Source organism: Streptomyces sp. NPDC018019 (assembly GCF_044327805.1).
Classification (GTDB): domain Bacteria; phylum Actinomycetota; class Actinomycetes; order Streptomycetales; family Streptomycetaceae; genus Streptomyces.
Genome location: NZ_JBIRGD010000027.1, coordinates 36818 through 59515 on the forward strand (window position 1 = coordinate 36818; position 22698 = coordinate 59515).

General features: G+C 73.7%; 22 protein-coding genes. 11 read left to right on the forward strand and 11 right to left on the reverse strand.

Features of this window, described 5'->3' with window-relative positions:
• Positions 1-10: 10 nt before the first annotated feature.
• Positions 11-844: a 3-oxoacyl-ACP reductase FabG gene (fabG, locus tag ACH4FX_RS33755; protein WP_398485256.1), complete on the reverse strand. Its 834-nt coding sequence runs from the start codon at positions 842-844 to the stop codon at positions 11-13.
• A gap of 207 nt (positions 845-1051) precedes the next feature.
• Here fabG and ACH4FX_RS33760 point away from each other — a divergent pair, with 207 nt between their 5' ends.
• The 6 genes from ACH4FX_RS33760 to ACH4FX_RS33785 all read left to right on the forward strand — a co-directional run bounded on the left by ACH4FX_RS33760 (position 1052) and on the right by ACH4FX_RS33785 (position 6289).
• A complete protein-coding gene (locus ACH4FX_RS33760; RefSeq protein WP_398485257.1) occupies positions 1052-1495 on the forward strand; it encodes a nuclear transport factor 2 family protein in 444 nt (147 codons plus the stop codon).
• 409 nt (positions 1496-1904) lie between these two features.
• Positions 1905-3395, forward strand: a complete 1491-nt coding sequence (locus tag ACH4FX_RS33765) for an ATP-binding protein (RefSeq protein ID WP_398485258.1) — start codon at positions 1905-1907, stop codon at positions 3393-3395.
• Positions 3396-3449: 54 nt separating this feature from the next.
• Positions 3450-3836 (forward strand): roadblock/LC7 domain-containing protein, encoded by a 387-nt coding sequence (locus ACH4FX_RS33770; protein WP_398485330.1) that lies wholly within the window; start codon positions 3450-3452, stop codon positions 3834-3836.
• Positions 3833-4204, forward strand: a complete 372-nt coding sequence (locus ACH4FX_RS33775; RefSeq protein ID WP_398485259.1) for a DUF742 domain-containing protein — start codon at positions 3833-3835, stop codon at positions 4202-4204. Before ACH4FX_RS33770 ends, ACH4FX_RS33775 begins: the two co-directional genes overlap by 4 nt.
• Positions 4185-4808 (forward strand): GTP-binding protein, encoded by a 624-nt coding sequence (locus ACH4FX_RS33780; protein WP_398485260.1) that lies wholly within the window; start codon positions 4185-4187, stop codon positions 4806-4808. Before ACH4FX_RS33775 ends, ACH4FX_RS33780 begins: the two co-directional genes overlap by 20 nt.
• Positions 4805-6289, forward strand: a complete 1485-nt coding sequence (locus ACH4FX_RS33785; RefSeq protein ID WP_398485261.1) for a cytochrome P450 — start codon at positions 4805-4807, stop codon at positions 6287-6289. The genes ACH4FX_RS33780 and ACH4FX_RS33785 overlap by 4 nt, the downstream gene beginning before the upstream one ends.
• A 25-nt stretch (positions 6290-6314) precedes the next feature.
• Here the strand turns inward: ACH4FX_RS33785 and ACH4FX_RS33790 are convergent, their stop codons facing one another.
• From ACH4FX_RS33790 to ACH4FX_RS33830, 9 genes are all read right to left on the reverse strand, one after another.
• Positions 6315-7550 carry a pyridoxal phosphate-dependent aminotransferase gene (locus ACH4FX_RS33790; protein ID WP_398485262.1) on the reverse strand — a complete coding sequence of 412 codons (1236 nt, stop codon included), beginning with the start codon at positions 7548-7550 and terminating at the stop codon, positions 6315-6317.
• 5 nt (positions 7551-7555) lie between these two features.
• Positions 7556-8800, reverse strand: a complete 1245-nt coding sequence (locus ACH4FX_RS33795) for a tryptophan dimethylallyltransferase family protein (RefSeq protein WP_398485263.1) — start codon at positions 8798-8800, stop codon at positions 7556-7558.
• A gap of 453 nt (positions 8801-9253) precedes the next feature.
• Complete coding sequence (locus tag ACH4FX_RS33800) at positions 9254-9490, reverse strand: hypothetical protein (RefSeq protein WP_398485264.1); 237 nt, start codon at positions 9488-9490, stop codon at positions 9254-9256.
• Between the two features lie 437 nt (positions 9491-9927).
• Complete coding sequence (locus ACH4FX_RS33805) at positions 9928-10188, reverse strand: acyl carrier protein (RefSeq protein ID WP_398485331.1); 261 nt, start codon at positions 10186-10188, stop codon at positions 9928-9930.
• Positions 10189-10244: 56 nt separating this feature from the next.
• On the reverse strand, positions 10245-11528 hold the full coding sequence (locus ACH4FX_RS33810) for a ketosynthase chain-length factor (RefSeq protein ID WP_398485265.1): 1284 nt from the start codon (positions 11526-11528) through the stop codon (positions 10245-10247).
• A complete protein-coding gene (locus tag ACH4FX_RS33815) occupies positions 11525-12793 on the reverse strand; it encodes a beta-ketoacyl-[acyl-carrier-protein] synthase family protein (protein ID WP_398485266.1) in 1269 nt (422 codons plus the stop codon). The genes ACH4FX_RS33810 and ACH4FX_RS33815 overlap by 4 nt, the downstream gene beginning before the upstream one ends.
• Positions 12794-12853: 60 nt before the next feature.
• The gene (locus ACH4FX_RS33820; RefSeq protein ID WP_398485267.1) at positions 12854-13669 is read right to left on the reverse strand and encodes a thioesterase II family protein; all 816 of its coding nucleotides are present in this window, start codon (positions 13667-13669) and stop codon (positions 12854-12856) included.
• The gene (locus ACH4FX_RS33825; RefSeq protein WP_398485268.1) at positions 13666-14436 is read right to left on the reverse strand and encodes a cyclase family protein; all 771 of its coding nucleotides are present in this window, start codon (positions 14434-14436) and stop codon (positions 13666-13668) included. Before ACH4FX_RS33825 ends, ACH4FX_RS33820 begins: the two co-directional genes overlap by 4 nt.
• 267 nt (positions 14437-14703) lie before the next feature.
• Positions 14704-15522 (reverse strand): BTAD domain-containing putative transcriptional regulator, encoded by an 819-nt coding sequence (locus ACH4FX_RS33830; RefSeq protein ID WP_398485269.1) that lies wholly within the window; start codon positions 15520-15522, stop codon positions 14704-14706.
• Between the two features lie 289 nt (positions 15523-15811).
• Between ACH4FX_RS33830 and ACH4FX_RS33835 the strand changes: the two genes are divergently transcribed.
• From ACH4FX_RS33835 to ACH4FX_RS33850, 4 genes are all read left to right on the forward strand, one after another.
• On the forward strand, positions 15812-15970 hold the full coding sequence (locus ACH4FX_RS33835; protein ID WP_398485270.1) for a hypothetical protein: 159 nt from the start codon (positions 15812-15814) through the stop codon (positions 15968-15970).
• Positions 15970-18261, forward strand: a complete 2292-nt coding sequence (locus tag ACH4FX_RS33840; protein ID WP_398485271.1) for a TOMM precursor leader peptide-binding protein — start codon at positions 15970-15972, stop codon at positions 18259-18261. Before ACH4FX_RS33835 ends, ACH4FX_RS33840 begins: the two co-directional genes overlap by 1 nt.
• Before the next feature lie 27 nt (positions 18262-18288).
• Complete coding sequence (locus ACH4FX_RS33845) at positions 18289-18915, forward strand: hypothetical protein (RefSeq protein ID WP_398485272.1); 627 nt, start codon at positions 18289-18291, stop codon at positions 18913-18915.
• A 115-nt stretch (positions 18916-19030) separates the two neighbouring features.
• Complete coding sequence (locus ACH4FX_RS33850; protein WP_398485273.1) at positions 19031-21406, forward strand: sensor histidine kinase; 2376 nt, start codon at positions 19031-19033, stop codon at positions 21404-21406.
• 56 nt (positions 21407-21462) lie between these two features.
• Here ACH4FX_RS33850 and ACH4FX_RS33855 read toward each other — a convergent pair whose 3' ends face one another.
• On the reverse strand, positions 21463-22077 hold the full coding sequence (locus tag ACH4FX_RS33855) for a DNA-binding response regulator (RefSeq protein WP_398485274.1): 615 nt from the start codon (positions 22075-22077) through the stop codon (positions 21463-21465).
• A 292-nt stretch (positions 22078-22369) separates the two neighbouring features.
• On the opposite strand from ACH4FX_RS33855, the gene ACH4FX_RS33860 reads away from it, so the two are divergent.
• Positions 22370-22660 carry a DUF6059 family protein gene (locus ACH4FX_RS33860; protein WP_398485275.1) on the forward strand — a complete coding sequence of 97 codons (291 nt, stop codon included), beginning with the start codon at positions 22370-22372 and terminating at the stop codon, positions 22658-22660.
• The last annotated feature ends 38 nt before the right edge of the window (positions 22661-22698 follow it).

Below are 22698 nucleotides of genomic sequence, written 5' to 3' on the forward strand. Positions count from 1 at the left end.
GCGCGGCGGGTCAGAAGTTGCCCAGGCCGCCGCAGACGTTGAGCGCCTGCGCGGTGATGGAGGCGGCGGTGTCGGTGGCCAGGTAGCCGACCAGGCCGGCCACCTCCTCCGGCGTGGAGTAGCGGCCCAGCGGGATCTTCGCCTGGAACTTGGCCAGCACGGCCTCCTCGGACGTGCCGTACGCCGCCGCGTACCCCTCGCGGACCCGCTGGGCCATCGGCGTCTCGACGTACCCCGGGCAGACCGCGTTGACGGTGATGCCGGTCGGCGCCAGCTCGTTGCCCAGCGCCTTCGTGAAGCCCACGACGCCGTGCTTGGACGCCGAGTACGGGGCGCCGAGGACGACGCCCTGCTTGCCCGCGGTGGAGGCGATGTTGATGACCCGGCCCCAGCCGCGCTCGCGCATCCCGCCCTCGTTCAGCACCTCGCGGGTCAGCAGGAAGACGCTGGTCAGATTGGTGGCGATCACGTCGTGCCACAGCTCGTCGGGCACGTCGGCGGTGACGCCGCCGCCACTGCGGCCCGCGTTGTTCACCAGCACGTCGATCCGCCCGTACGCCGCGACCGCGGCCGCCACCAGCTCCTTGACGGACTCCGGGCTGCGCACGTCGGCCGTGCCGCCGCGCACCTCCAGGCCCTCCTCGCGCAGTTGCCTGACGGTGAGGTCCACCGACTCGGCGCTGCGCGCGCAGACGAACACCGCCAGCCCGGCCGCGGCCAGGGTCCGCGCCGCGGCCAGCCCGATACCGCTGGTCCCGCCGGTGATCAGCGCGACCCGGCGCTGACCGCCGTCCTCGCGCGCCGCGCCGTTCCCGGTCCGCTCGACGTCCGTGGTTTCTGCCATGACAACTCTCCTCATTAGGGCCGCCGGTCCGTACGGAGCGCAGGGACCGGCACGTATGCGCCCCAACGTGCCGAGCCGCACTAGAACCGGTATCGAGCACCGGTGGACGCCCGCGCCCGGCTCCGGTTCGAGGCGCCCACCACCGCGCTTCGAGCCGGCCCGGGCACCGTGGCGGAGCAGCACGAACCACAGGAGAGGACCCGCCCCATGACCGTCACCGCGCCGACGTGGACCACCGCGCCCGCCGAGCTGTACCAGGAGATCCAGCAGTTCTACGCGCAGCAGATGCACCTGCTCGACGACGGGCGGGTGGCGGAGTGGGCGGAAACCTTCACGCCCGACGGCGTGTTCGCCGCGAACGCCCAGCCCGCCCCGGCCGTCGGCCGCGCGGCCATCACCGAGGCCGCGGCGAAGGCCACCGAGGCGTACCGGGCCGCCGGTGTGCAGCGCCGCCACTGGCTGGGCATGGTCGCCGTGACCGGCGGCACCGGGGACACCGTCACGGCCCGCTGCTACGCCCTGGTGATCGAGACCCCGCGCGGCGGCCGTCCCGAGATCAAGGCCAGCACCCTCTGCGAGGACGAGCTCGTCCGGGCCGGCAGCACCTGGCAGGTCCGGGACCGCCGCATCACCCGGGACGATCTGATCTGATCCCGCCGGCCCTCAAGGGCCGCGAAAACCAGTGCCCGCACGCTTTCCCCCGGCGTGCGGGCACTTCCTTTTTCTGTTCCCGTGCGGTTCCGGTGCGCTGCGCCATCGGCGAATTGCCACCGCCAAACGATTCTTCTGAATTTCGTACGTGAGTACATTCATGTGTTATATGCACGTGCCCCGCGGGGCCATTCCGCCCCCGCTATGCTCACTGCCGCGCAGCGAGTTGTGACGGCTGCGGCACGCCGCTGATGGCTGTCGCGATGCCGCCGCCGCACGAGGCACGGGCGTCCTGGGACCCGGCTCCGCGCACGGAATGCCGCAGTTTGTGTTCCCGCTGCTTTTTCGCCCACTCGTGAACACCGTGTATCCGCCCTTGTCCCTTCCATGAATGCTTTTGAGGACGCCGATGGTTCGTGCTGATTCGCCACCCGGGAAGCCGGGGGCGGCCGCCACCGCGCCGTGGCTGCTGCCGCCCGTGCTTCTGGCCATATGTACGGCCCTGGCCGCGGCGCTGCTGCCGTCGGCCGCTCGTGCCCACGCCGCCTGGACCGGCGTCCTCGCGACCGCGGCCGTGGCCGTGGTGGCCGCGGAGGCGGCCCGCCGGGGACGTACGATCGACCGGCTGCGCAGGCAGTCCGCCGAGCGGGAGACCTTCCTGCAGCGGCAGCTGGCCGAGCAGGAGACCGAGACGGAACGGCTGGCCCGGGAGACCCTGCCCGCGGCCCTGGCCCGGCTCGAACAGGGCACCTCGGTGGAGGACGTCCTGCGCGGCACCGCACAGGTCTCCGGGGTGAGCCCCCGGTTCGAGGCCGCACACCACGCGGTGCTGCGCTCCGTCCTTGAGGCGGTCGACGCCGAGGAGGACCTGCGCGACGCCGCCCGGCGGGCCTTCGTCAACATCGCCCGGCGCGTCCAGGCCATCGTGCACCAACAGGCCCTGGAGCTGCGCGAGATGGAGGACCGGCACGGGCAGGACCCGCAGGTCTTCGGCGACCTGCTGCACCTCGACCACCGGACCGCGCTGATCGGCCGCCTGGCGGACAGCATCGCCGTACTCGGCGGCGCCCGGCCGGGACGTCAGTGGCGCAACGACATCCCGCTGTTCAACGTGTTGCGCGGGGCCATGTCCCGGATCACCGACTACCGGCGCGTCGACCTGCACTCGGTGGCCGACGTCGGCATCCTCGGCCGCGCCGCCGAGCCGCTGATCCACGCGGTGGCCGAGCTGCTGGACAACGCCACGCGCTACTCGCCGCCGGAGACCCGGGTCCACCTGACCGCGAGCGAGGTCCAGTCCGGGGTGGCCGTCGAGATCGAGGACGCCGGGCTCGGCCTGACCGACGAGGCCCGGATCCGCGCCGAGCGGGCCCTGGCCCAGCACGCCACCAGCGGACTGGACCTCGACGACATCGGCGAGACACCGCGCCTGGGCCTCGCGGTGGTCGGCCGGCTGTCCCACAGCAACCACTTCACCGTGTCGCTGCGGGTGTCCGCGTACGGGGGCGTGCGCGTCGTCCTGGTCGTCCCCCCCGAACTGATCACCGTCACCCCGGCGCCCGGCGGAGCCATCGCCAAGGCGGCCGTCCTGCCGCCGCCCCGCGACCCCACCGGCCGGAGCTACCGTTCCGTGCCGGCTGCCCGGGAGCCGGCGCCCACCGTCGCCTCGCGCACCGCCAACGGGCTTCCGCAGCGCAGGCGGCGCACCACCCCCGTCTTCCGGCCCGCGGGACCGCCGCAGGCGGCCTCCGCCGCCCGGACTCCGGCCCCGGCGGCGGACGACGGGCCCCCGCAGGCCGGGCTGTGGATGTCCGCCTTCCTCGACGGTGTCTCCGGGCCCCCGGCCGAGTCCCCGGGCCCGGACTCCCGCGGTCCGGGCGACGCGGAGCCCGAGCAGTGACCGAGCCGGCAGATAAGGATGAGTGAGCAAGTGGCGACAAAGCAGCGGCTCAACATGGACTGGATGCTGGAGGAGCTGGCGTCCAGCGTGCCGCAGACCCGCAACATCGTGGTGCTGTCCTCGGACGGCTTGTGCATGGCGCAGTGCGGTGCGGACAACGACACCGCCGACCGCCTGGCCGCCGCCTGTGCCGGGCTGCAGAGCCTGTCGGCGGCCATCGCCGGGGAGTTCCCGCGCGGCGACGGCCGGATGAAACTCGTCGTCGTCGAGGTCGACGGCGGCTTCTTCTACCTGATGGCGGCCGGCGCCGGGGCGTATCTGGCGGTGCTGGCCGACGAGGACGTGGACGCCGGCCTCATGGGGCAGCGGATGCGGGACCTGGTCGCCCGGATCGGCCAGCACCTGTCCAGTCCGCCACGGGCCGACCGGCAGGTCCCATGAGTGATCCGGGGAAGAAGGAGCAGCGGTCCTGGGACGAGGGCGGTCCCGAGCGGCTCTACGTCATCACGCCCGGCCGCAAGGAGTCCGAACGGCAGGCTCCGCTGGACGTCGTCACACTGATCGTCAGCCGCGGCGAGGCCGGTCCGGGGATGCAGCCCGAACTCGCCGCCATCGTCCGGATATGCGGCTACCCGCTGTCCGTCGCCGAGATCTCGGCCTACCTCCACCTGCCGGTCAGCGCGGTCACCGTACTGCTCACGGACCTCTTGGCGAGCGGCCATGTCGAAGCCCGGGCGTCGGTGCCGGCCAAGTCGCTGCCCGATGTCGAACTCTTGGAGGCGGTGATGCATGGACTACAGAATCTCTGAACCCGTCGTCGGCCCCCGGTGCGAGGACACCCTGCCGGCCTCGATCACCACCGCGGTGAAGGTGGTGATCGTCGGCGGCTTCGGGGTCGGCAAGACCACCCTGGTCGGCTCGGTCAGCGAGATCAGACCGCTGACCACGGAGGAGATCATGACCCAGGCCGGGGCCGGCGTGGACGACCTCGCCGGGGTCGAGCGCAAGAACGAGACCACCGTGGCGATGGACTTCGGCCGGATCACCCTCAGCGACGAACTGGTCCTGTACGTCTTCGGCACCCCGGGCCAGCAGCGCTTCTGGTTCCTGTGGAACGGGCTCTTCGAAGGCGCGCTGGGCGCGGTGGTCCTGATCGACACCCGGCGGCTGGAGGACAGCTTCGACGTGATGGGCCGCCTGGAGGAACGCGGCGTGCCCTTCATCGTCGCCGTCAACGCCTTCCCGGACGCCCCCGCGTATCCGGTGTCCGAGCTCCGGGAGGCCCTGGACATCCCCGACGCGGTGCCGGTGATCGACTGCGACGCCCGCGAGCGCGTCTCCAGCCGCGACGGCCTGCTGGTCCTCATGCGCTACCTGCACACCCTCACCACCACGACTCCGGAGCCACGGTGACCTTCCCCTCTCCCGAACAGCCCGGCACCAGGTGGGCGGCCACCCCGCCCCCGGAGTGCCCGGCACACGCCCGGTTCGGCGCCACGGACGGACTGGCGCGGCTCTTCGGCCGCGAGGCGGCCGAGGACCCCATGGGCCTGTACGAGCGCCTGCGGGCCCGGCACGGGGCCGTCGCGCCCGTCCTGCTCGACGGCGACCTCCCGGCCTGGCTCGTCCTCGGTTACCGAGAGATCCTGGAGGTCGCCGGCACGCCCGCCCGGTTCAGCCGCGACTCGCGCATCTGGCGCTGGTTCCGGGAAGGGCGGGTCCCGCCCGACTCGCCGCTGCTCCCGATGATCGCGTGGCAGCCGGTCTGCCTGTTCCTGGACGGCGCGGAGCGCAACCGGCTGCGCCTGGCGGTCACCGACAGCCTGGACCGTTTCAACCGCCGCGGGATCCGGCGGCACATCACCCGCTTCACGCACGAGCTGATCGACGGCTTCGCCGAGCGCGGGGAGGCGGACCTGGTCGAGGAGTTCTGCGAACACCTGCCCATGCTCGTCCTGACGCAGCTGCTGGGCATGCCCGACGAGTACGGGCCCCAGCTGGTCAAGGCCAGCAGGGACATGGTGGCGGGCACCGAGACCTCGGTGGCCAGCAACGCGTTCATCGTGGAAACCCTCACGGAGCTGGTGCGGCGCAAGCAGGCGTCCCGCGGCCAGGACATCGCGTCCTGGCTGATCGACCACCACTCCCGGCTGACCGACGAGGAGGTGTGGAACCATCTGCGGGTCATCCTCATCGCGGCGAACGAGACCACGGTCAACCTCCTCAAGGCCACGCTGCGCATGGTGCTGACCGATCCCCGGTGCCACGCCTCGCTGGCCGGCGGGCAGATGACCCTGCCCGACGTGGTGGAGCAGGTGCTGTGGAGCGAACCGCCCCTCATGACCATCCCCGGCCGCTGGGCCGCGGTGGACACGGAGGTCGGCGGCCAGAAGATCGAGGCGGGGGACATGCTGCTGCTCGGCCTGGCCGCCGGGAACCACGACCCGTCCGTCCGGCCGGACCCCTCGGTCCCGATGCACGGGAACCGCTCGCACCTCGCCTTCAGCAGCGGCCCCCAGGAGTGCCCCGGCCAGAACATCGGCCGCGCCATCGCCGACACCGGCATCGACACGCTGCTGGCCAGGCTGCCCGACGTACAGCTGAGCATCCCCGAGGAGGACCTGCGCTGGAAGGCGGGCTGGATGACACGCCATCTGACCAGCCTCCCGGTGAAGTTCACCGCCACCCGGCCCCTGTGCTCCGCCCCGTCCGGCGGCCCGGCCTTCGCCGTCCCGGCGATCGAGCCCCCTCCGGGGAACGGTGCCGGGGGCGGCTCGCTGCCCCCGGCCGTGCCCCCGGCCCCGTCCCCGCCGGCTGTTCCGGCCCCCTCGGTGCCCGCCCCCAGGGGGCGTACGTCCTGGTGGGCCGCGGTGAAAGCATGGCTGCGCGGCTGATGCCGGACCGGGCGGCGGCACCCCGCTACCGCGTCCCGGTGGCCCGGAGCACGGCCGGGCCACCGGGGGCGAGTTCCTCGACCGCCCTCGTGACGCGGTCGAGCGCCTCGTCCATGACCGCCCGCGAAGTGGCGTAGCTGATGCGGATGTTGCCCTCGGCGGCCGGGCCGAACCACTCCGCCGTGCCGGGCACCACCGCCACCCGGGCCTTGTCCAGGAGGAACGCGCCCATCGCCCGGCTGCTCAGCCCGGTGGCGGACACGTCGGGGAACAGGACGTACGTTCCGTCCGGGCGGCCGCAGGAGAAGCCCGGTATCGCGTTCAGCCGCTCCACGCAGTGGTCCCGCAGGCCCTGTAGGTGCTCCAGGAAGGCGTTCCGCCAGGGCCAGCCGAGGCGCAGCGCGGCCAGGGCGCCGGCCTGGGCGAACGGGGACATGCTGTACGTGGCGCCGAGACGCTGGAAGGCGAGCCGCAGGGCGTCCGCCTCCCGGGCGCTCGGGGCGATCACGAAGCCCATCCGCAGTCCCGGGAGCGCAAACGTCTTGGAAAGGCCGGTCACGGTGTAGACGCGCGGGCTGCGACCGGTGTCCAGGCTCGCCATGCTGACGTGCGTCCTCGGCGGGTACACGATCTCGCTCCAGACTTCGTCGGAAAGGACCGGGACGCGGTGCGCCGCCGCGGTCTCCGCCACCGCCCGGAGGGTCGCCCCGCCGAAGACCGTGCCCAGCGGGTTGTGCGGAGTGCACAGGCAGATCAGCGCGGTTCGCGGAGTGATCAAAGAGGCGAGCCGGTCCGGGTCCAGGTGCCCCGTCCTCTTGTCGACCGGGCAGTACACCCGCCGGGCCCCCACGGCGTCGACGGCCTGACCGAACAGCAGGTCGACCGGGTCCAGCACGATGCACTCGTCGCCCGCGCCGCACAGCAGGCGCACCACGCCCCAGAGCGCGGCTGCCGTGCCGGGCGCCGGCACCACGCGGTCGGGGTGGTTGCCGATCCCGTGCCGGGCCTCGGCCACGTCGGAGAAGGTCTCCCGGAGCACCTCGGAGCCCGTGGGCGACGCGTAGGGGAAGTAGCCGTCGGCGACCGCCGAGAGCACGGCGTCGGTGACCGCCCGGGGCCCGGGGAAGTCCGGCTCGGCCGCCGTCAGCGGGATGACGCCGGGCGGGAAGGCGCCCCAGCGCAGCGGGGACCGCTGCCGGAGCAGGTCCGGGCGGACCTGCGCGTCGTCGAACAGCCGCCGGAGCGTGTCGTGCTGTGGCATGGCGTTCACCTCCGCTGGTAACGGGCGGGCGGGTACCGGTCGTAGAGTTCCGAGGACCAGTACGCGGTCATACGGGGGCGGCCGTGCCGGATCCGCGCCGACGCGTAGGTGTGGATGCCGCGGCCGTCCGACAGCGGGCGCCGGGCCACGTGGTCCAGCAGCGCCCGGTAACCGCCGACGGGCAGGCCCGTGCGGGCCATGACCGAGCTGATGCGGTCCCGTACGGTGCGGTCGCTCTCCGGGTGCACCCACAGCGGGACGTACAGCGTGGCGGACACGGGTGTGGGCCCGCCCTCTGCCGTGAAGGTCAGGTTGCTGACGAGCGGTTGGGGCCGCACCCCGTCGGCGCTGCCGGTCAGCGCACGGCAGAAATCCCCCAGGAATCCGGTCTCGTGCTGGAGCGACAACGCCATCCGGGCGTCGAGTTCCGCCGGAGAAGTGTCGTAGTGGCGGAAGTAGACCTTTATGCGCGACCGGGGGCCGCCCGTCAGGTCGAGGCTGAAGTAGACGATCCGGTCGGTGTCGAATCCCCGGCGGGCGTATTCACCGACGGCTTTCCACGCGGCGCCGAATCCCAGGCGGTCCAGCGCCTCGCGTGTCCGCTCGGCGGCGGACATGCCCCGGCCGGCCCCCGGATTCAGATAGACCTTGAATTCGGGGCCGCCGGTGGGCGAGAAGACGACGGCGTGCATCATGGCGAAGCCGATCGGGTCCCGGTCCGGAAGGAACAGGTCCAGGATCTTCGCCAGGCGGTCGTCGACGGCGCCGAACTCCGTGATGAGGCCACGGGTGAGCGCGAGCGCGGATTCCTGTGCGGCCGACGTGCTGAGCCGGTCGGGAACGGCCTCCACCAGTACCCGTATCTGTGTGCACTCCTGCGAAAAGGCGGCGGAGAACTCGATCGGCGAACCGTCGGCGCACACGTCCGAGCGCCATTCAGGTTGCTTTCCTATGGGCCTCGTTCCCCACGGTGACAACATCCTGCGCAGTACCCTCGCCCCCTGTCCGGCATCCAGCCCCGCACTGCCGAGAAGGCGTGCGGCGGTGGAAATTCCGTATTCCATGAACGTCACGTCCGCGGAAACCCGTGGAACCGACTGCAGAGACGGCATGGAGTCCCCCTTCTTGTCACCGGGTCTCGCTGTACCGCGCGCTTGCTCCGTCGGCCGATCGGCCAGTACCAATAGGGCCAAAGACTCATGACCACCCGCCCGCCGGGGAGACGGCGGACCGATGAGTCGCTCCCGCATTCCGGTCCCTGCATTCGCCACGGACGGGCCGCCCGGATAGTGTCCTTATCCCTTCGAGGGCCGCGGCTGTTTCCCGGACCGGTTTACTTTCACAGTTAACGAAGCTTCCCCCGGCCGCCACCGGCGCACAAGGGGCCTGCGCGGCGTTCGCCGTACGGCAGCGTGCGCCTCCGTCTGACCGAAGTGCACGCCGGCGCACGCACCCGGCCCGCACCAGTGGTGAAGGCCCAGGTCCCCGGCCCCGGTCAGCCGTACATCGCCACGCGGTACAGAGCCGCGAGCGCGTCGTCGACGGGGTCCTCATCGCCGCGTTCGAGGAGATCCTCGCCGCCCACCTCGCCCAGATCGAGGCCACGGCCCGGCGGGCCGCATCGCGAGGGCCGCCTCCGCACGGGCCCGCGGCCCCGGGCGCGGAGCCCAGGACGCGCGGCCCGTGCCGGGGCAGCGGCCGGGTCAGGTTCCCGGCTTCTTGATCCAGCCCTTCTGCACCAGCACGTCGCAGGTCGCCTTCGGGTCCTTCTTGCCCTTGTACTGCCGCTTGACCTCCCGGAGGCAGTCGGCGTACGGGAACGGGGGGCCGCTCGGCTTCGCCTGCGGGCGGCTGGTGGCGGCGGCCTCGGTGGCCGCCCCGGTGAACAGCACACCGCTCAGCGCGACGGCCGCGGCCAGCGCGTAGCTCGTCTTTCGCACAGATCGTCCTCTCTCCTTGCGCCGGAGCCCAGCGCCCCGGGCGCGTACGAGCCTCCCCGCGGCCCGTTGGGGACCCGCGGCCGGACAAGGCTCGTCCACGCCCAACGAGTCGATCTGTCCCGGGAAACGCCGTTTCGCGGGTTCATCAGCCACCTGCCGCGTACGAATTCACGCGTACCGGTCGAGTCGGCGGCCCGCCGCGGCCGCCCGGCCGGCGGTCCGCCCCTGCCCTCGCGCCACCGGATCCGGCTCCGCCGGGCCCCCGCGGCGCGGTGGACGGCGATGGCGGCCGGCGCACCCGGGAGGAGTACGGCGAGCCCGGACGGCACCACCCGGCGCCCGGCAGCGAACGGTCATCAGCCCGCCGGGTTTTCGGGCCGGTACGGCAAACGGCTGCCGGGCCCCGGCCGGGGCCCGGCAGCCGTGCTGTCCTGCGGTCAGGCCGCCTTGGCGGGCACCGCCTCCAGGCATGCGTTGATGAACTCCAGCAGCAGCCGCGGCGTGGACGCCTCGGCGACCGTGTCGTCGGGCAGCTGGATGCCGTAATCGCGCTCGATCACGCCGGTCGTCTGGAGCACCGCCAGCGAGTCGTACCCCAGGTCGTCGAACGGCACGTCCAGGACGTCGCCGTCCAGGTCGACGCCCTCGTCGACACCGGCGCACTCGCGCAGCAGCGTGGTCAGTTCCTTCAGCGTCATGGTCGTCGCCTCTCTCGCATTTGTTCTCATGGTCGTGCTCACGGTCTCCTCCTCGCTCACCCGGCGGCATTCGAGGAGCGGTCTTCGGCGGTCACCACGGCCGCGGCGTTGAAGCCGCCGGTGCCGCGGGCCAGCACCAGCGCGGTGCGTACCGGGCCGCGCCGCGCCTCGGTCACCAGGTCCAGCCGGTCGCCCTCGACCGGCCGCCCGACGCCCACGGTCGGCGGCAGGACCTGGTCGCGCAGCGACAGGAGCGCCGCCGCCAGGTCGAGCGAGGCGCCGCCGGCCGACAGCCGTCCGGTCATGGTCTTGGGCGCGGTCACCGGCACCCCGCGCGGACCGAACAGCGCGGTCAGCGCGGCGGCCTCCTGCCGGTCCAGCTCGGGCACGCCCGACGCGTCCGCGAACACCACGTCCACGTCCGACGGCGCCATCCCGGCCTCGTCCAGCGCCAGTTGGGCGCAGCGGCGCAGCCCCGGCTCGCCGCCCCGGCCGGGCGCCGGATCGAAGGTCGCCGCGTACCCGGCCAGCTGCCCGTAGACCCGGGCCCCGCGCTCGCGGGCGGCCCCGGCGTCCTCCAGGACGAGGATCGCGCCGCCCTCGCCGGCGACGTACCCGGCGGCCCGGGTGTCGAACGGCAGGAACGCGCGGGCCGGGTCCTCGACGGTGCTCATCCGGCCGCCGGCCAGCTGCGCGGTCCAGCCCCACGGGCAGATCGCGCCGTCCACCCCGCCGGTGACGATCAGCCGGCTGCCCTTGCGCAGCTGGCGCCGGGCCTGCGCGACCGCGTCCAGGCCGCCCGCCTGCTCGGTCACCAGCACGCCGCTCGGCCCGCGCAGCTTGTGCCGGATGGAGATCTGGCCGGTGTTGACCGCGTAGAACCAGGCGTACGACTGGTACGCGCTGACGTGCTGCCCGCCCTTGGCGCACAGCGCCTGCAACTCCCGCTGCCCGAACTCGAAGCCGCCCGCGGACGCGGCGGTCACCACGCCGGCGGAGTACTCCGGCAGCTCCGCGGGGTCGGCGCCACTGTCCTCCAGGGCCTCCTTCGCCGCGGTCAGCGCGAGCCGGGTCATGTGGTCGGTCTGCGGCAGCAGCCGGCTCGGGATGTGCTCGGCCGCGTCGAAGCCCGGCACCTCCCCGGCCAGCCGCGCCGGGTAGCCGGTGGCGTCGAAGCGGGTGACCGGCCGGATGCCGCTCTCGCCCGCGAGCGTGGCCCGCCACCAGGCCTCGGCGCCCAGGCCGTTGGGCGCGGCCACGCCGATGCCGGTGAACACCGCCGGGCCCCGCCCGGCGTCCGGGCGCGCGTGCGCCGTGCGTTCGGCCAACTGGTTCGTCATACCGTCCTCCGCTCGGGCCCGGTGAGCACGATCGCGCTCTGGAAACCGCCGAATCCGCTGCCCACGCTCAGCACCGTGCCGATCTCCCGCTCGCGCGCCGTGACCGGGGTGTAGTCCAGGTCGCACTTGGGGTCCGGCTCGTGCAGGTTGGCGGTGGGCGGCACCACGCCGTGCTCGATGGCGAGCGCCGACGCGGCGATCTCCAGCGAGCCGATGGCGCCCAGCGAGTGCCCGATCATCGACTTGATCGAGGAGACCGGGGTCGCGTACGCGTGCTCGCCGAGGCTGCGCTTGAACGCCGCGGTCTCGTGCCGGTCGTTCTGCAGCGTGCCCGAGCCGTGTGCGTTGATGTAGTCGATGTCGGTCGCCGGCACCCGGGCCTCGGCCAGCGCCGCGGTGATCGCCTCCGCCATCTCCGCGCCGTCCGCCCGCAGCCCCGTCATGTTGTACGCGTTGCTGCGCGAGGCGAACCCCGCGATCTCCGCGTAGATGTGCGCCCCGCGGGCCAGCGCCCGGTCCCGGTCCTCCAGGACGAAGACGGCCGAACCCTCGCCGAGCACGAACCCGTTGCGGGTCCGGTCGAACGGCCGGGACGCCGTCGCCGGGTCGTCGTTGCGCGCCGAGGTCGCCTTGATCGCGTCGAAGCAGGCGACCGAGATCGGCGAGATCGGCGCCTCGGTGGCCCCGGTGATCATGATGTCGGCGCTGCCCTCGCGGATCAGCTCCACCGCGTGGCCCACCGAGTCCAGCCCGGAGGTGCAGCCGGTGGAGACCACCGCGGTGGGCCCCTGCGCACCGAACTCCCAGGCCACCTCGGCCGCGAAGGAGCTGGGCACGAAGTAGTCGTACAGGTGCGGAACCGCCCGCTCGTGGTCGACCAGCCACTGGGCGCCGTTGCCGCTGACCGCCGCGTACTCGGTGTCCAGGCCGGTCGTCGCGCCCACGGCGCTGCCGATGGCCACCCCCGTACGGAACGGGTCGGCCGCCTCCCACTCGATGCCGCTGTCGGCGACCGCCTCGCGCGCCGCCACCAGCGCGAACTGGGCGGCCCGGTCCAGCCGGCCGGCCTGCTCGGCGGTCAGCCCCTCGGCCACCGGGTCGAAGTCGGCCTCGGCCGCGATCCGGGAGCGGAACGCGGAGGCGTCGAAGAGCGAGATCGCCCGGGTGGCGGTGCGGCCCGCGGTCAGCAGGGACCAGTACGCCTTGGTGCCGACCCCGCCCGGCGCCACCACGCCGATCCCGGTCATCACTACGCGCCGGCTCATCCGTCCTCCTCGGTGCGACGGTCCTGGGGGCGTGCCCCGGGAGAATGCAGCATGGCTGCGTCACCTCTCTGCTCGGTCCGCTGGTGCGCTCAGCGTCGCCCGGCCCTCTTGACGCCCGCTCGACTCGGGTTGGACCGCCGCTCGCGCCTCGTCGGCGACCTTGCGCAGCAGCTCGGGCACGGTCCGCCCGCGGACGAAGTAGTGGCCGCCGGTCAGCCCTTCGAGCCGGAACCGGTCCTGCGCGTAGTCGGCCCACTCGGCCATCTCGGTCAGCGGCGCGATCGGGTCGTCCCGGCCGGCCAGCGCCAGCAGCGGGGTCCGTACGGCGGCGCGGGCGTTGACCCGGCACAGCGCCTCGCCGAGCCGCAGGTCGTCGCGGAGCGCCGGCATCACGTGCCGCTGCCACAGGGAGGCGTCCCGGCCGACCGCCTCGGGCGGCGCGGCCCCGTACCGCACCAGCACCTCCAGCAGCTCCCGGTCCGGCAGCCCGGCGGCCCGCAGCAGCGGGTTGCGCAGGTGCGGCGGCGGTACGGCGCCGATGACCACCCGCGCGGGCGGCGGCTGGCCCTCCTCCTCCAGCGTCCTGGTCAGGGCGTGCGCGACCAGGCCGCCGAGGCTGTGCCCGTACAGCAGGTACGGGCGCCCGCCGAGCAGCGGCGTGATCAACTCGCTTAGCTCGGCCATCAGTTCGGCGGGGTCGGTGATGCGGCGCTCCTTCGCCCGCGGGCCGCGGCCCGGCAGCAGCACCGGGACGACCTCGGCGGCGTCCCCGAGCACCCGCTGCCAGCGGGCGAAGGAGGAGACACCGGCGCCCGCGTGGTGGAAGCAGAACAGCCAGGGTGCGGCGGGGGAGTGGCCGCGGGGGCCGGCCGTCACGCGTCGATCAGGGCGACGGCCCGGGTCCAGCCCGCTCCCGCACCGGCGATCTTCACGGGGAAGCAGGCCACCCGGAACCCGTGCGCGGGCAGCGCGTCCAGCTGGGCCAGCCGCTCCACCTGGCAGTACTCCCGGCGCCGCCCCGCGAAGTGGGCGGGCCACAGCACCGAGCGGTCGCCGGTCTCCTGGAAGGACCGGATCATGTGCCCGAAGGGCGCGTCCAGGCTCCAGGCGTCCGTGCCGATGACCCGTACGCCCAGGTCGAGGAGGTAGTCGGTGGCGGGCCCGTCGAGGCCGGCGAAGTCGGTGAAGTAGCGCTGGGTGCCCGCGTGCCGGGCCGCGCCGGTGTGCAGCAGCACGATGTCCAGCGGCTGTACGTCGTAGCCGGTCGCGGCCAGCGCCTCGGCGACGCGGTCGGCGCCGATGACGCCGGTGCCCGCGTCGCGCACGTCGAGCACCACGGCGGGCCGCAGGAACCAGTCCAGCGGCATCTCGTCGATGTGCCGCGGCCTGCCGTAGGCGCCCTGGGAGCCGTAGTGCGAGGGCGCGTCCACGTGGGTGCCGGTGTGGCTGGTCAGGGTGAGCGTGTCCAGCGACAGCAGCTCGCCGCCGGGCAGGTCGGCCGGGTCGAAGTCCAGGCCGAAGTGTTCCTTCATCTCCGCCGCCATGTGCACGGCGCCCTCCGCGGGCGTCATGATCTCGTGGACGACCGGGTCCGGCTCCCAGCCGGACGCGTCCACGGGCGACGAGAGGTCGATGACTCGCAAGGTAACCCCCAGGTGTCGGTCGGCCGTCCCGGTCCGCGGGGGCGGCGGGACGTTGCCGGGCACTGTGCGGGGCCGGACTGGAGGGCCGATCGAGTCCCGCCCGCGCCGGAGCCCGCCCCTGTGGGAGGCCGGAGCCCATGTCCGAACCACGGCCGGGCGGCGGGCGCCGTGCCGGGGCTCGGAGACGGGCTCCAAGGGCGGGGTTCCGCGCGCGGGACGCGGCGGGGGTGTGGGGGTGTGGGGTGGGGCCGGTGTGCGGACCGGCCGTCAGGCGGCGAAGAGGTCCAGCGCCGACCGCCGCCCGTCCGCCGCGAAGTCCAGCGCCGGGTCGCCGGCGAGCACCGCGCGGTGCAGCTGCCGCAGCCGTACCGACGGGTCGAGGCCCAGCTCGTCGGCGAGCCCGCGGCGCAGGTTCTGGTAGACGTCCAGCGCCTGCCACTGCCGGCCGGACCGGTAGAGCGCCACCATGCACTGCGCGTGCAGGCCCTCGTGCAGCGGGTGACGGGCCGTCAGCGACGTCAGCTCCGCGAGCAGCTGCATGTGCCGCCCGAGCCGCAGATCGGCGTCGATCCGCTGCTCCAGCACCCCGAGCCGGCTCTCCTCCAGCCGCACCAGCTCGATCTCCAGCAGCGGGCCGAGCCGGACGTCGACCAGGGCGGGGCCGCGCCAGACGGCGAGCGCCTCGCGGTACAGCGCGGCGGCGCCCGCGTCGTCGCCGCGGTCGGCCGCGCTCCGGCCGCCGGCCACCAGCCGGTCGTACTCGTGCACGTCCACCGCGCCGGGCTGGACGTCCAGCAGGTACCCGCCGTGCCGGGTCGCCAGGACGTCCCGGGCGGTGTACGGACTGTCCGGGCCCAGCGCGGCGCCGATGAGCCGGCGCAGCTGGAGGATGTACGTCTGGAGCGTGGTGAGCGCGCTGCGCGGCATCCCGTCGCCCCAGATCTCCTCCATCAGTGTCGGTACGGGCATGACCTGGTTGGCGTTGACCGACAGCAGCGCCAGGATCTGCCGGGGCTTGCCGGCGCTCGGGACGATCGACGTGCCACCCGTCTCGGCCACCAGGGGGCCGAGCACCTTGATCTCCATGGGGGTTCCTCCGGTGTCGGTTCCGCCGGCCGCCCGATGGGTTCGGAGTCGGCGGGACCTCTTGTTGAACTCCTGCGAAGTCTTCAGTGCGCGGGCCGTCGCGAACAGTGCCGGGCTACCGAACCCGGCGTGTGCCTCTCCTGCGCCGGGTGTGAAAGTTTCATGTGCATCCCGTGATCACGGCACTGGGGGCGAAGCGGCCGGCACGGCAGAGTTCTCCAGGCCGGCCCGACCGGGAGTCGAGCGCCGGCTGTCACACCCCCCGATCACCGACCCAGGGATGACGATCATGCTGACGAACACCACGTACGCCGTTGCGGTCCAGGACGACCTGGTCATCGAGGAGTTCGGGCAGACCGGGCCGGGCCCCGCCGCCCGCCTGTGCCTCGCCTCGCACATCGCGCCGGCCGCGTCGCCGGCCGACGGGCCCGCCGGGTACGCCGCCTGATGGGCGCCCCCGCCACCGCTGCCCCGCTGCTGGGGTTCAAACCGCACCTGCGGGTCGAACAGGTGCCGGGCGAAGCGGTCTACCTCATCTCCGACCAGCGGGTGACCGCGCTGCACGGCGAGCAGATCGCCCGCCTCGCGCCCCTGCTCGACGGCACCCGGCCCCTCGACCGGATCGCCCGGGAGGCCGCGGGCGCCCTGCCCGACGGGCAGACCGCCCGCCTGATGTCCCGCCTGAGCGGCGCCGGACTGCTGTGCGGCCGCAGCCGCCCGGCCGTGACCGCGCAGGAGGCCGCCGAGCTGGCGTACTGGGAAGCGGCCGGGCTGGACGGCGCCGAGGCGATGGCCGCCCGCGCCACCGGAACGGTCGCCACCCGCTCGGTCGGCAGCGGCGCCGGCGCGGCGGAACTGACCGCCTGTCTGGCCGCCACCGGCCTGACGGCCGCCGGGCCCGGCACCGGCGACGCGCCCGCCGCCCTCACGGTGGTCCTCTGCGACGACTACCTCGACCCCGCCCTCGCGGCCGTGGACGCCGAACTGCGCGCGGCGGGCCGCCGCTGGCTGCCGGTGAAGGCCGGGGGCACCGAGCAGTGGATCGGCCCGTTCTTCGGCGACCCCGACGGCCCCTGCTGGTCCTGCCTGGCCGAACGGCTGTGGCGCACCCGGCCGGTGGAGGCCCACGTCCAGCGCATGCTGGGCCGTACCGGCCCGGTGCCGCGTCCCTCCTGCTCCCTGCCCGCCGCCCGCCTCGCCGCGCTGCACCTGGCCGCGCTCGAATCCGCCAAGTGGCTCACCGGCTACCGGCACGCCGGCCAGCAGGCGCTGCGCACGTTCGACGGACTGACCCTGGAAAGCGCGCTCCACCCGGTACGGCGCAGGCCCCAGTGCCCCACCTGCGGTACGCCCGGCATGACGGCCGCCCAGGTGCGGGCCCCGGTCGTGCTCCGTCCACGCGCCAAGCGCGACACGGCGGGCGGCGGCCACCGCGCCGTCTCGCCCGAGCAACTGCTGGACCGCTACGGCCACTTGCTCGACCCGGTCACCGGCCTGGTCCGCGACGTGCGCCGCGACCCGCGCGGCCCGGAGTTCTTCAACTCCTTCCAGGCGGGCACCAACCCGGCCGCCGGCGCGCACGGGCTCGGCACGATCCGGGCCGGTCTGCGCGCCACCTGCGGAGGCAAGGGCACCACCGCCGTACAGGCCAGGGTGGGCGCGTTCGCCGAAGCGCTGGAGCGCCACTCCGGGCACTTCGAGGGCGGCGAGGCGACGGTGCGCGGCAGCTACCGCGAGCTGGCCGCCGAAGCGGTCCACCCGGACTCCGTACAGCTCTACGATCCGCGCCAGTACGCGGACCGGGCCGCGTGGAACGCCGCACACGCCCCCTTCCAGCACGTCTGCGACCCGTTCGACGAGGACGCGCCGACCGACTGGACGCCGGTGTGGTCGGTGACCGGACAGCGGCACAAGCTGCTGCCGACAGCGCTGCTGTACTACGGCGTTCCCCAGGAGCCCGGCCGCGTCTCCTGCCTGGCCACCTCCAACGGCACCGCCGCCGGCGGCACCCTGGAGGACGCGGTGCTCCAGGGCTTCCTGGAACTGGTCGAACGCGACGCGCTCGCCCTGTGGTGGTACAACCGCACCCGGCAGCCCGCCGTCGACCTCGACGCCTTCGCCGACCCGTGGATCGGCGAACTGCGGGCCGTGCACGCGGCGCTGCACCGCTCCGTGTGGGTGCTCGACCTGACCGCCGACCTCGGCATACCGGTGATGGCGGCCGTCTCGCGCCGCACCGACCCGGGGACCGAGGACATCATGTTCGGGTTCGGCGCGCACTTCGATCCGCGGATCGCCCTGCGCCGTGCCCTGACCGAGCTGAACCAGATGATGCCGCACGTGGTGGACGCACGCGGGGGTGCGTTCCGAGCCGCGGCCGACGATCCGGACCTCCGGGACTGGCTGGGCACGGCGACCGTCGCCGGGCACCCCTACCTGCTCCCGGACGGGCGCACCCCCACCGGACCCGGGACCCACCCCTACACCCCGCGCGACGACCTGTACGAGGACATCGAGGCCGCCGTGGCCCTGCTGCGGGAAAAGGACATGGAACTGCTCGTCCTGGACCAGACGCGGCCCGACGTCGGGCTGCCGGTGGTCAAGGTCGTGGTGCCGGGCCTGCGGCCGCACTGGGCGCGCTTCGCGCCCGGCCGGCTCTTCGACGTACCCGTCGCGCTCGGCCGGCTGGCCGCGCCGACCCGGTACGCGGACCTCAATCCCGTACCGCTCTTCCTCTGACCCCGCCCCCACCGTGGAAGGACCCCCATGCGCATCGACCGCCTGGCGGCGCCGGAGCTCTCCGAGTTCTGGTCGCTGCGTGAGGACGTCACCGTCGAGTTCGGCGAGCGTGTGGTGCTGCGGACACCGTGGGGGGAGCTGGCGGCGGCCGGGCCGGGCCGCAACCTGCGCGAGGCACTGCGCCGGATGCTGCTCGGCCCGGTCTCCCTGGCCAACGTGGTGCCCGGCTTCCCGGGCTTCGACGTGCCCGAGGAACGCTGGGACGACGCCTCGCGGGAGCTGCTGACGGCGCTGGCGGAGCTGGAGCACGTGGTGGCCCGCCACCTGGTGGTGGGCGCCGTGCCGCTGCTGAGCGTGGTGCCGGTGACCAGGCACGCGCGGTTCCGCCCGGCCGCGGACGCGCCCGGTGGCGGGGCCCGGCTGCGGGACGGGGTGTTACTGCGCCCTTCGGGGCGCGACCAGGTACTGCTGTCCAGGGATTCCGACCACCGCGTCGAACTGCACGGTCCCGACGCGGACCAGTTGCTCGCGCAGTGGCGCGGCAGGGGCGGCGCTCCTGTTCCGCCGGGCGGGGCACCCCTGCCGCCGGCCGCCGTCCGGGCGGCCCGCAGCTATGTCGCCGCCGCCGGGATGCTGGCGCCGGACGGCGTCTGACCCGCCTCCGACCTGCGCAGCTGCCGCGCACACGGCTGTCGGCGGGCGAACCGGATTCCTTATGATCCGGGGAGGATGAGTGCTTCGACCGAGCACTGCGGACTATGGGGGACATGTGACGACTTATGCGGTCGTTCGACCGGGCGGTGAGACCGCGGAGGCCGGCAGACCGGCGCTGCCGCCACGCAAAGCGGTCATCATCACCGCGGTGGTGCTGGTGGGCTTCTTCGTGATCGACGGCTCCTTCGTCTGGGCGGAGAACCCGCCCGAGTGGGAGCGCGTCGGCGCGGTGCTCGGCTTCGCCCTCACCATGGGGCTCCAGCTCAGCCACTCCTTTCCGCGGCTGCTGCCGCAGCTGGCCCGCCACCGGTACGCGACCTGGGCCGCACAGGCCGTGCTCGCGTACGCCCCGCTGAGCGTGTTCGGGGACGCCTGGGGCGGGATGATCTCGTTCCTCAGCGCCTCGGCCGTGCTGGTCTTCCCGGCGGCCGTCGGCTGGCCGCTGTTCGGGGTGACGGTGCTCAGCAACTGGGCCCTGTTCCGGTACCTCGGCTACGACGCGAACACCACCGCGTACAACATGGTCGAGGCGGTCCTGATCCCGCTCATCGTCATCGGGCTGTCCCGGATGTCCGAGATGATCGGCCAGCTGCACCGCTCCCGCGCGCAGCTGTCGCGGCTGGCCGTCGCCGGTGAACGGCTGCGGTTCGCCCGGGACCTGCACGACGTGCTGGGCTTCAGCCTGTCCTCGGTCACCCTCAAGTGCGAGCTGGCCTACCGGCTGCTCGCGGACGCGCCGGCCAAGGCGCACGAGGAACTCACCGGCATCCTCACGACGTCCAGGAAGGCGCTGGCCGACGTCCGCTCGGTCAGCCGCGGCTACCGCGAGATGTCGCTGACCGGCGAGGCCGAGGCCGCCGTCTCGATGCTCTCCGCCGCCGGCATCCGCACCCGTCTGACGTGCGACTGCGGCGACCTGCCCGCGGCCGTGGACACCGCGCTGGCGGCCGTGCTGCGCGAGGGCCTGACGAACCTGCTCCGGCACAGCAAGGCCGAGCAGTGCGTGCTCCGGGCAGTGCGCCACGGCGGCGCGGTGCGGCTCACGGTCGCCAACGACGGCGCCGGGCGCGCGGCCCGCGCCCCGAAGGCCGGCGCGGACGGCGGCCTGGCCGCCCTGGACAGCCGCATCCGGTCCCTCGGCGGCTCCCTCACCTGGACCGGCGACGACGGCTGGTTCCGGCTCCGGGCGACCGTCCCGCTCCAGGAGAGCGCCCCGGAGCGGGACCGCGGCGTACGGGCGAAGAGCCGGGTCGCGGACGAGGCCGGGCAGCCCGCCCGGGCCCGGCGCCGGCGGCCCGGCCACCCGGACCTGGTGCCCCGGGCCGCGAGCGCCATCACGGTCGCCGTGCTGGTCGGCTACTTCCTGGCCTGCTCGGTGATCGCCCTGTCCTACCGGCCCCCGGCACCGGTGGCCGCCGGAATGGGGCTGTGCCTGCTCGCCGGCCTGGCGGTGCAGCTCCTGCAGTCCTTCCACTGGCGGTTCGCCCGGACCGCCCGCTGGTCCGGCACCCTGCGCTACGGCGTGCTCGGCCTCCAGGCGCTGCTCCAGTTCCTGCCCTACCGCTTCTTCGGCCCGACCTGGTTCGGCCTGCCGGGCCTGCTCGCCGGCGGGGCGCTGCTGGCGCTCCCCGCGGTCGTCGCCTGGCCGGTCCTGCTGGCCGTGACGGCGTGCAGCGACGCGACGCTGTACGCGGTGGGCAGCTCGACGACGGACATCGTCTACCAGTCCGCCTACATCGTCATCTGCGGCCTCGTCGTCTTCGGCCTCTCCCGGATGGCGCAGCTCGCCACCGAACTGCACTGGTCGCGGGCCGAGATCGCCCGGCTCGCGGTGACCACCGAGCGGCTGCGGTTCGCCCGGGACCTGCACGACCTGCTGGGCTTCAGCCTGTCGGCGATCACGCTCAAGTGCGAACTGATCCGGCGGCTCGCCCGGGACCGGCCGGAGCGGGCGCAGGCGGAGCTGACCGAGGTGCTGCGGATCGCCCGCCAGGCGCTCGCCGACGTCCGTACGGTGGCCGGGGGCCTGCGGCGGATGAGTCTGAGCGCGGAGGCGGAGAACGCCACGGCCATGCTGGCGGGCGTCGGGATCACCGCGACGGTGCGGCTGGACTGCGGGGAGCTGCCCGGTGACGTGGACACCGTACTGGCGACCATGCTGCGCGAGGGGCTGACCAACATGCTCCGGCACAGCAAGGCCGAGCAGTGCCGGATCACCGCCGAGCGGACGGCGGGGGCGGTGCGGCTCACGCTGGTCAACGACGGTGCGGACGGGCTGCGGGCCGAGGAGACGGCGCCGGCCGCCGACGGGGGCAGCGGCATCGGCAACCTGACCAGCCGGGTGCAGGCGGTCAACGGCCGCCTGACGGCGGGCCCGCGCCCCGGCGGCTGGTTCGAGCTGACCGCCGAGGTCGCCCTGGCGGCGGCCTGAGGCGCTCGGAGCCTGTGTGTGAACTCCACCCTGGCGCGGGGTTCACGCACAGGCGCTCACACCGGGTGCAGCCACCCCGCTTCCCGTGCGATGCGGATCGCGTCCACCCGGTTGCGCGCGTTGAGTTTGCCGACCGCCGCGGTCAGGTAGTTGCGCACGGTGCCGGAGGACAGATGCAGCTGACCGGCTATCTGGGCCGCCTCCATGCCCTCGGACGCGAGTTGCAGCACCTCCCGTTCCCGCTCGGTCAGCGGTGACGGGCCGGAGTCGAGGGTGGCCAGCGCGAGCTGCGGGTCGATCACCCGCTCACCCCTGGCCACCTGCCGGATGGCGGCGCACAGGCTGTCCGGGTCGGCGTCCTTGGGGAGGAAGCCGGAGACGTGCGCGGCCAGCGCCCGCCGGAGGTTCCCGGGTCTGCCGAGGCTGGTGAGGATGAGGGTGCGGCACTCCGGGACGGTGGTGTGCAGCGCGGCGGCCGCCGTGATGCCGTCGGTGCCGGGCAGGTCGATGTCCAGTACGGCCACGTCGGGGCGCATCGCCACCGTGGCCGGCACGATGTCGTCGCCGGAGGACAGCTCGGCGACCACTTCGAGGTCCGGTTCCAGCTCGATCAGTGAAACCAGCGCCTTGCGCAGGATGTGCATGTCTTCGGCGATCAGCACGCGCACCATTCGTTTTCCCCCGTTGTCGATCAGATGCGACCCGGACTTGCCTGAGTCGGCATCAAATTCTGCATAACTGTGGAACAAATGCTACCGGTCTGCACCAAACGGCCCGACTGCACCGACGTCCCCGGGTGCACCGGCTCCGGCCGGCCGCTCCACCGCGTCCACCGCGGGACGACCGGCCCTCGATCCGGGCCCCTCATACTCCCTGCCACCCCGGCCGCGTCCGCCACCGGGGACGGAGGAAGAGGTGATGCGTACATGAACGGTCAGCGCACGGCGGAAGGTGCCCTCTGACATGGCCCGCGCGACGACCCCGGGCGGCCCGCGCGGCCTGCTCGGACGGCTGCTGCGGCACGTGGGCGCGGGTTTCGTGGCCCTCGGCCGGGCGGAGATGCCGCTGCCGGTGCCGACGGAACCGGCGCGGCTGCGCGCCCTCGGCAGCGGCCTGCGCCTGACCCTGCCGGACGGCGCGGACGGACCGCCCCCGGGCCATCCGGAGCGGCTGCGCCCCGACATCCCGCTCAGCCGCCAGGAGCAACGGCTCCTGCACGAACTGCTGCATCAGGCTCAGTGGCACGGACGGTGATCTTACGGGCGCCCCGGCCCTGCCGAGCTTCAAGTACG

Excerpts from the sequence above, each read along its gene's own strand:
- ACH4FX_RS33765 (WP_398485258.1), top strand. The coding sequence starts at position 1,905 with ATGGTTCGTGCTGATTCGCCACCCGGGAAGCCGGGGGCGGCCGCCACC.
- ACH4FX_RS33840 (WP_398485271.1), top strand. The coding sequence starts at position 15,970 with ATGGGCGCCCCCGCCACCGCTGCCCCGCTGCTGGGGTTCAAACCGCAC.
- ACH4FX_RS33760 (WP_398485257.1), top strand. The coding sequence starts at position 1,052 with ATGACCGTCACCGCGCCGACGTGGACCACCGCGCCCGCCGAGCTGTAC.
- ACH4FX_RS33815 (WP_398485266.1), bottom strand. The coding sequence starts at position 12,793 with ATGAGCCGGCGCGTAGTGATGACCGGGATCGGCGTGGTGGCGCCGGGC.
- ACH4FX_RS33810 (WP_398485265.1), bottom strand. The coding sequence starts at position 11,528 with ATGACGAACCAGTTGGCCGAACGCACGGCGCACGCGCGCCCGGACGCC.
- ACH4FX_RS33780 (WP_398485260.1), top strand. The coding sequence starts at position 4,185 with ATGGACTACAGAATCTCTGAACCCGTCGTCGGCCCCCGGTGCGAGGAC.
- ACH4FX_RS33795 (WP_398485263.1), bottom strand. The coding sequence starts at position 8,800 with ATGCGGGAGCGACTCATCGGTCCGCCGTCTCCCCGGCGGGCGGGTGGT.
- ACH4FX_RS33790 (WP_398485262.1), bottom strand. The coding sequence starts at position 7,550 with ATGCCACAGCACGACACGCTCCGGCGGCTGTTCGACGACGCGCAGGTC.
- ACH4FX_RS33845 (WP_398485272.1), top strand. The coding sequence starts at position 18,289 with ATGCGCATCGACCGCCTGGCGGCGCCGGAGCTCTCCGAGTTCTGGTCG.
- ACH4FX_RS33835 (WP_398485270.1), top strand. The coding sequence starts at position 15,812 with ATGCTGACGAACACCACGTACGCCGTTGCGGTCCAGGACGACCTGGTC.
- ACH4FX_RS33860 (WP_398485275.1), top strand. The coding sequence starts at position 22,370 with ATGGCCCGCGCGACGACCCCGGGCGGCCCGCGCGGCCTGCTCGGACGG.
- ACH4FX_RS33805 (WP_398485331.1), bottom strand. The coding sequence starts at position 10,188 with ATGACGCTGAAGGAACTGACCACGCTGCTGCGCGAGTGCGCCGGTGTC.
- ACH4FX_RS33855 (WP_398485274.1), bottom strand. The coding sequence starts at position 22,077 with ATGGTGCGCGTGCTGATCGCCGAAGACATGCACATCCTGCGCAAGGCG.
- fabG (WP_398485256.1), bottom strand. The coding sequence starts at position 844 with ATGGCAGAAACCACGGACGTCGAGCGGACCGGGAACGGCGCGGCGCGC.
- ACH4FX_RS33775 (WP_398485259.1), top strand. The coding sequence starts at position 3,833 with ATGAGTGATCCGGGGAAGAAGGAGCAGCGGTCCTGGGACGAGGGCGGT.
- ACH4FX_RS33830 (WP_398485269.1), bottom strand. The coding sequence starts at position 15,522 with ATGGAGATCAAGGTGCTCGGCCCCCTGGTGGCCGAGACGGGTGGCACG.
- ACH4FX_RS33770 (WP_398485330.1), top strand. The coding sequence starts at position 3,450 with ATGGACTGGATGCTGGAGGAGCTGGCGTCCAGCGTGCCGCAGACCCGC.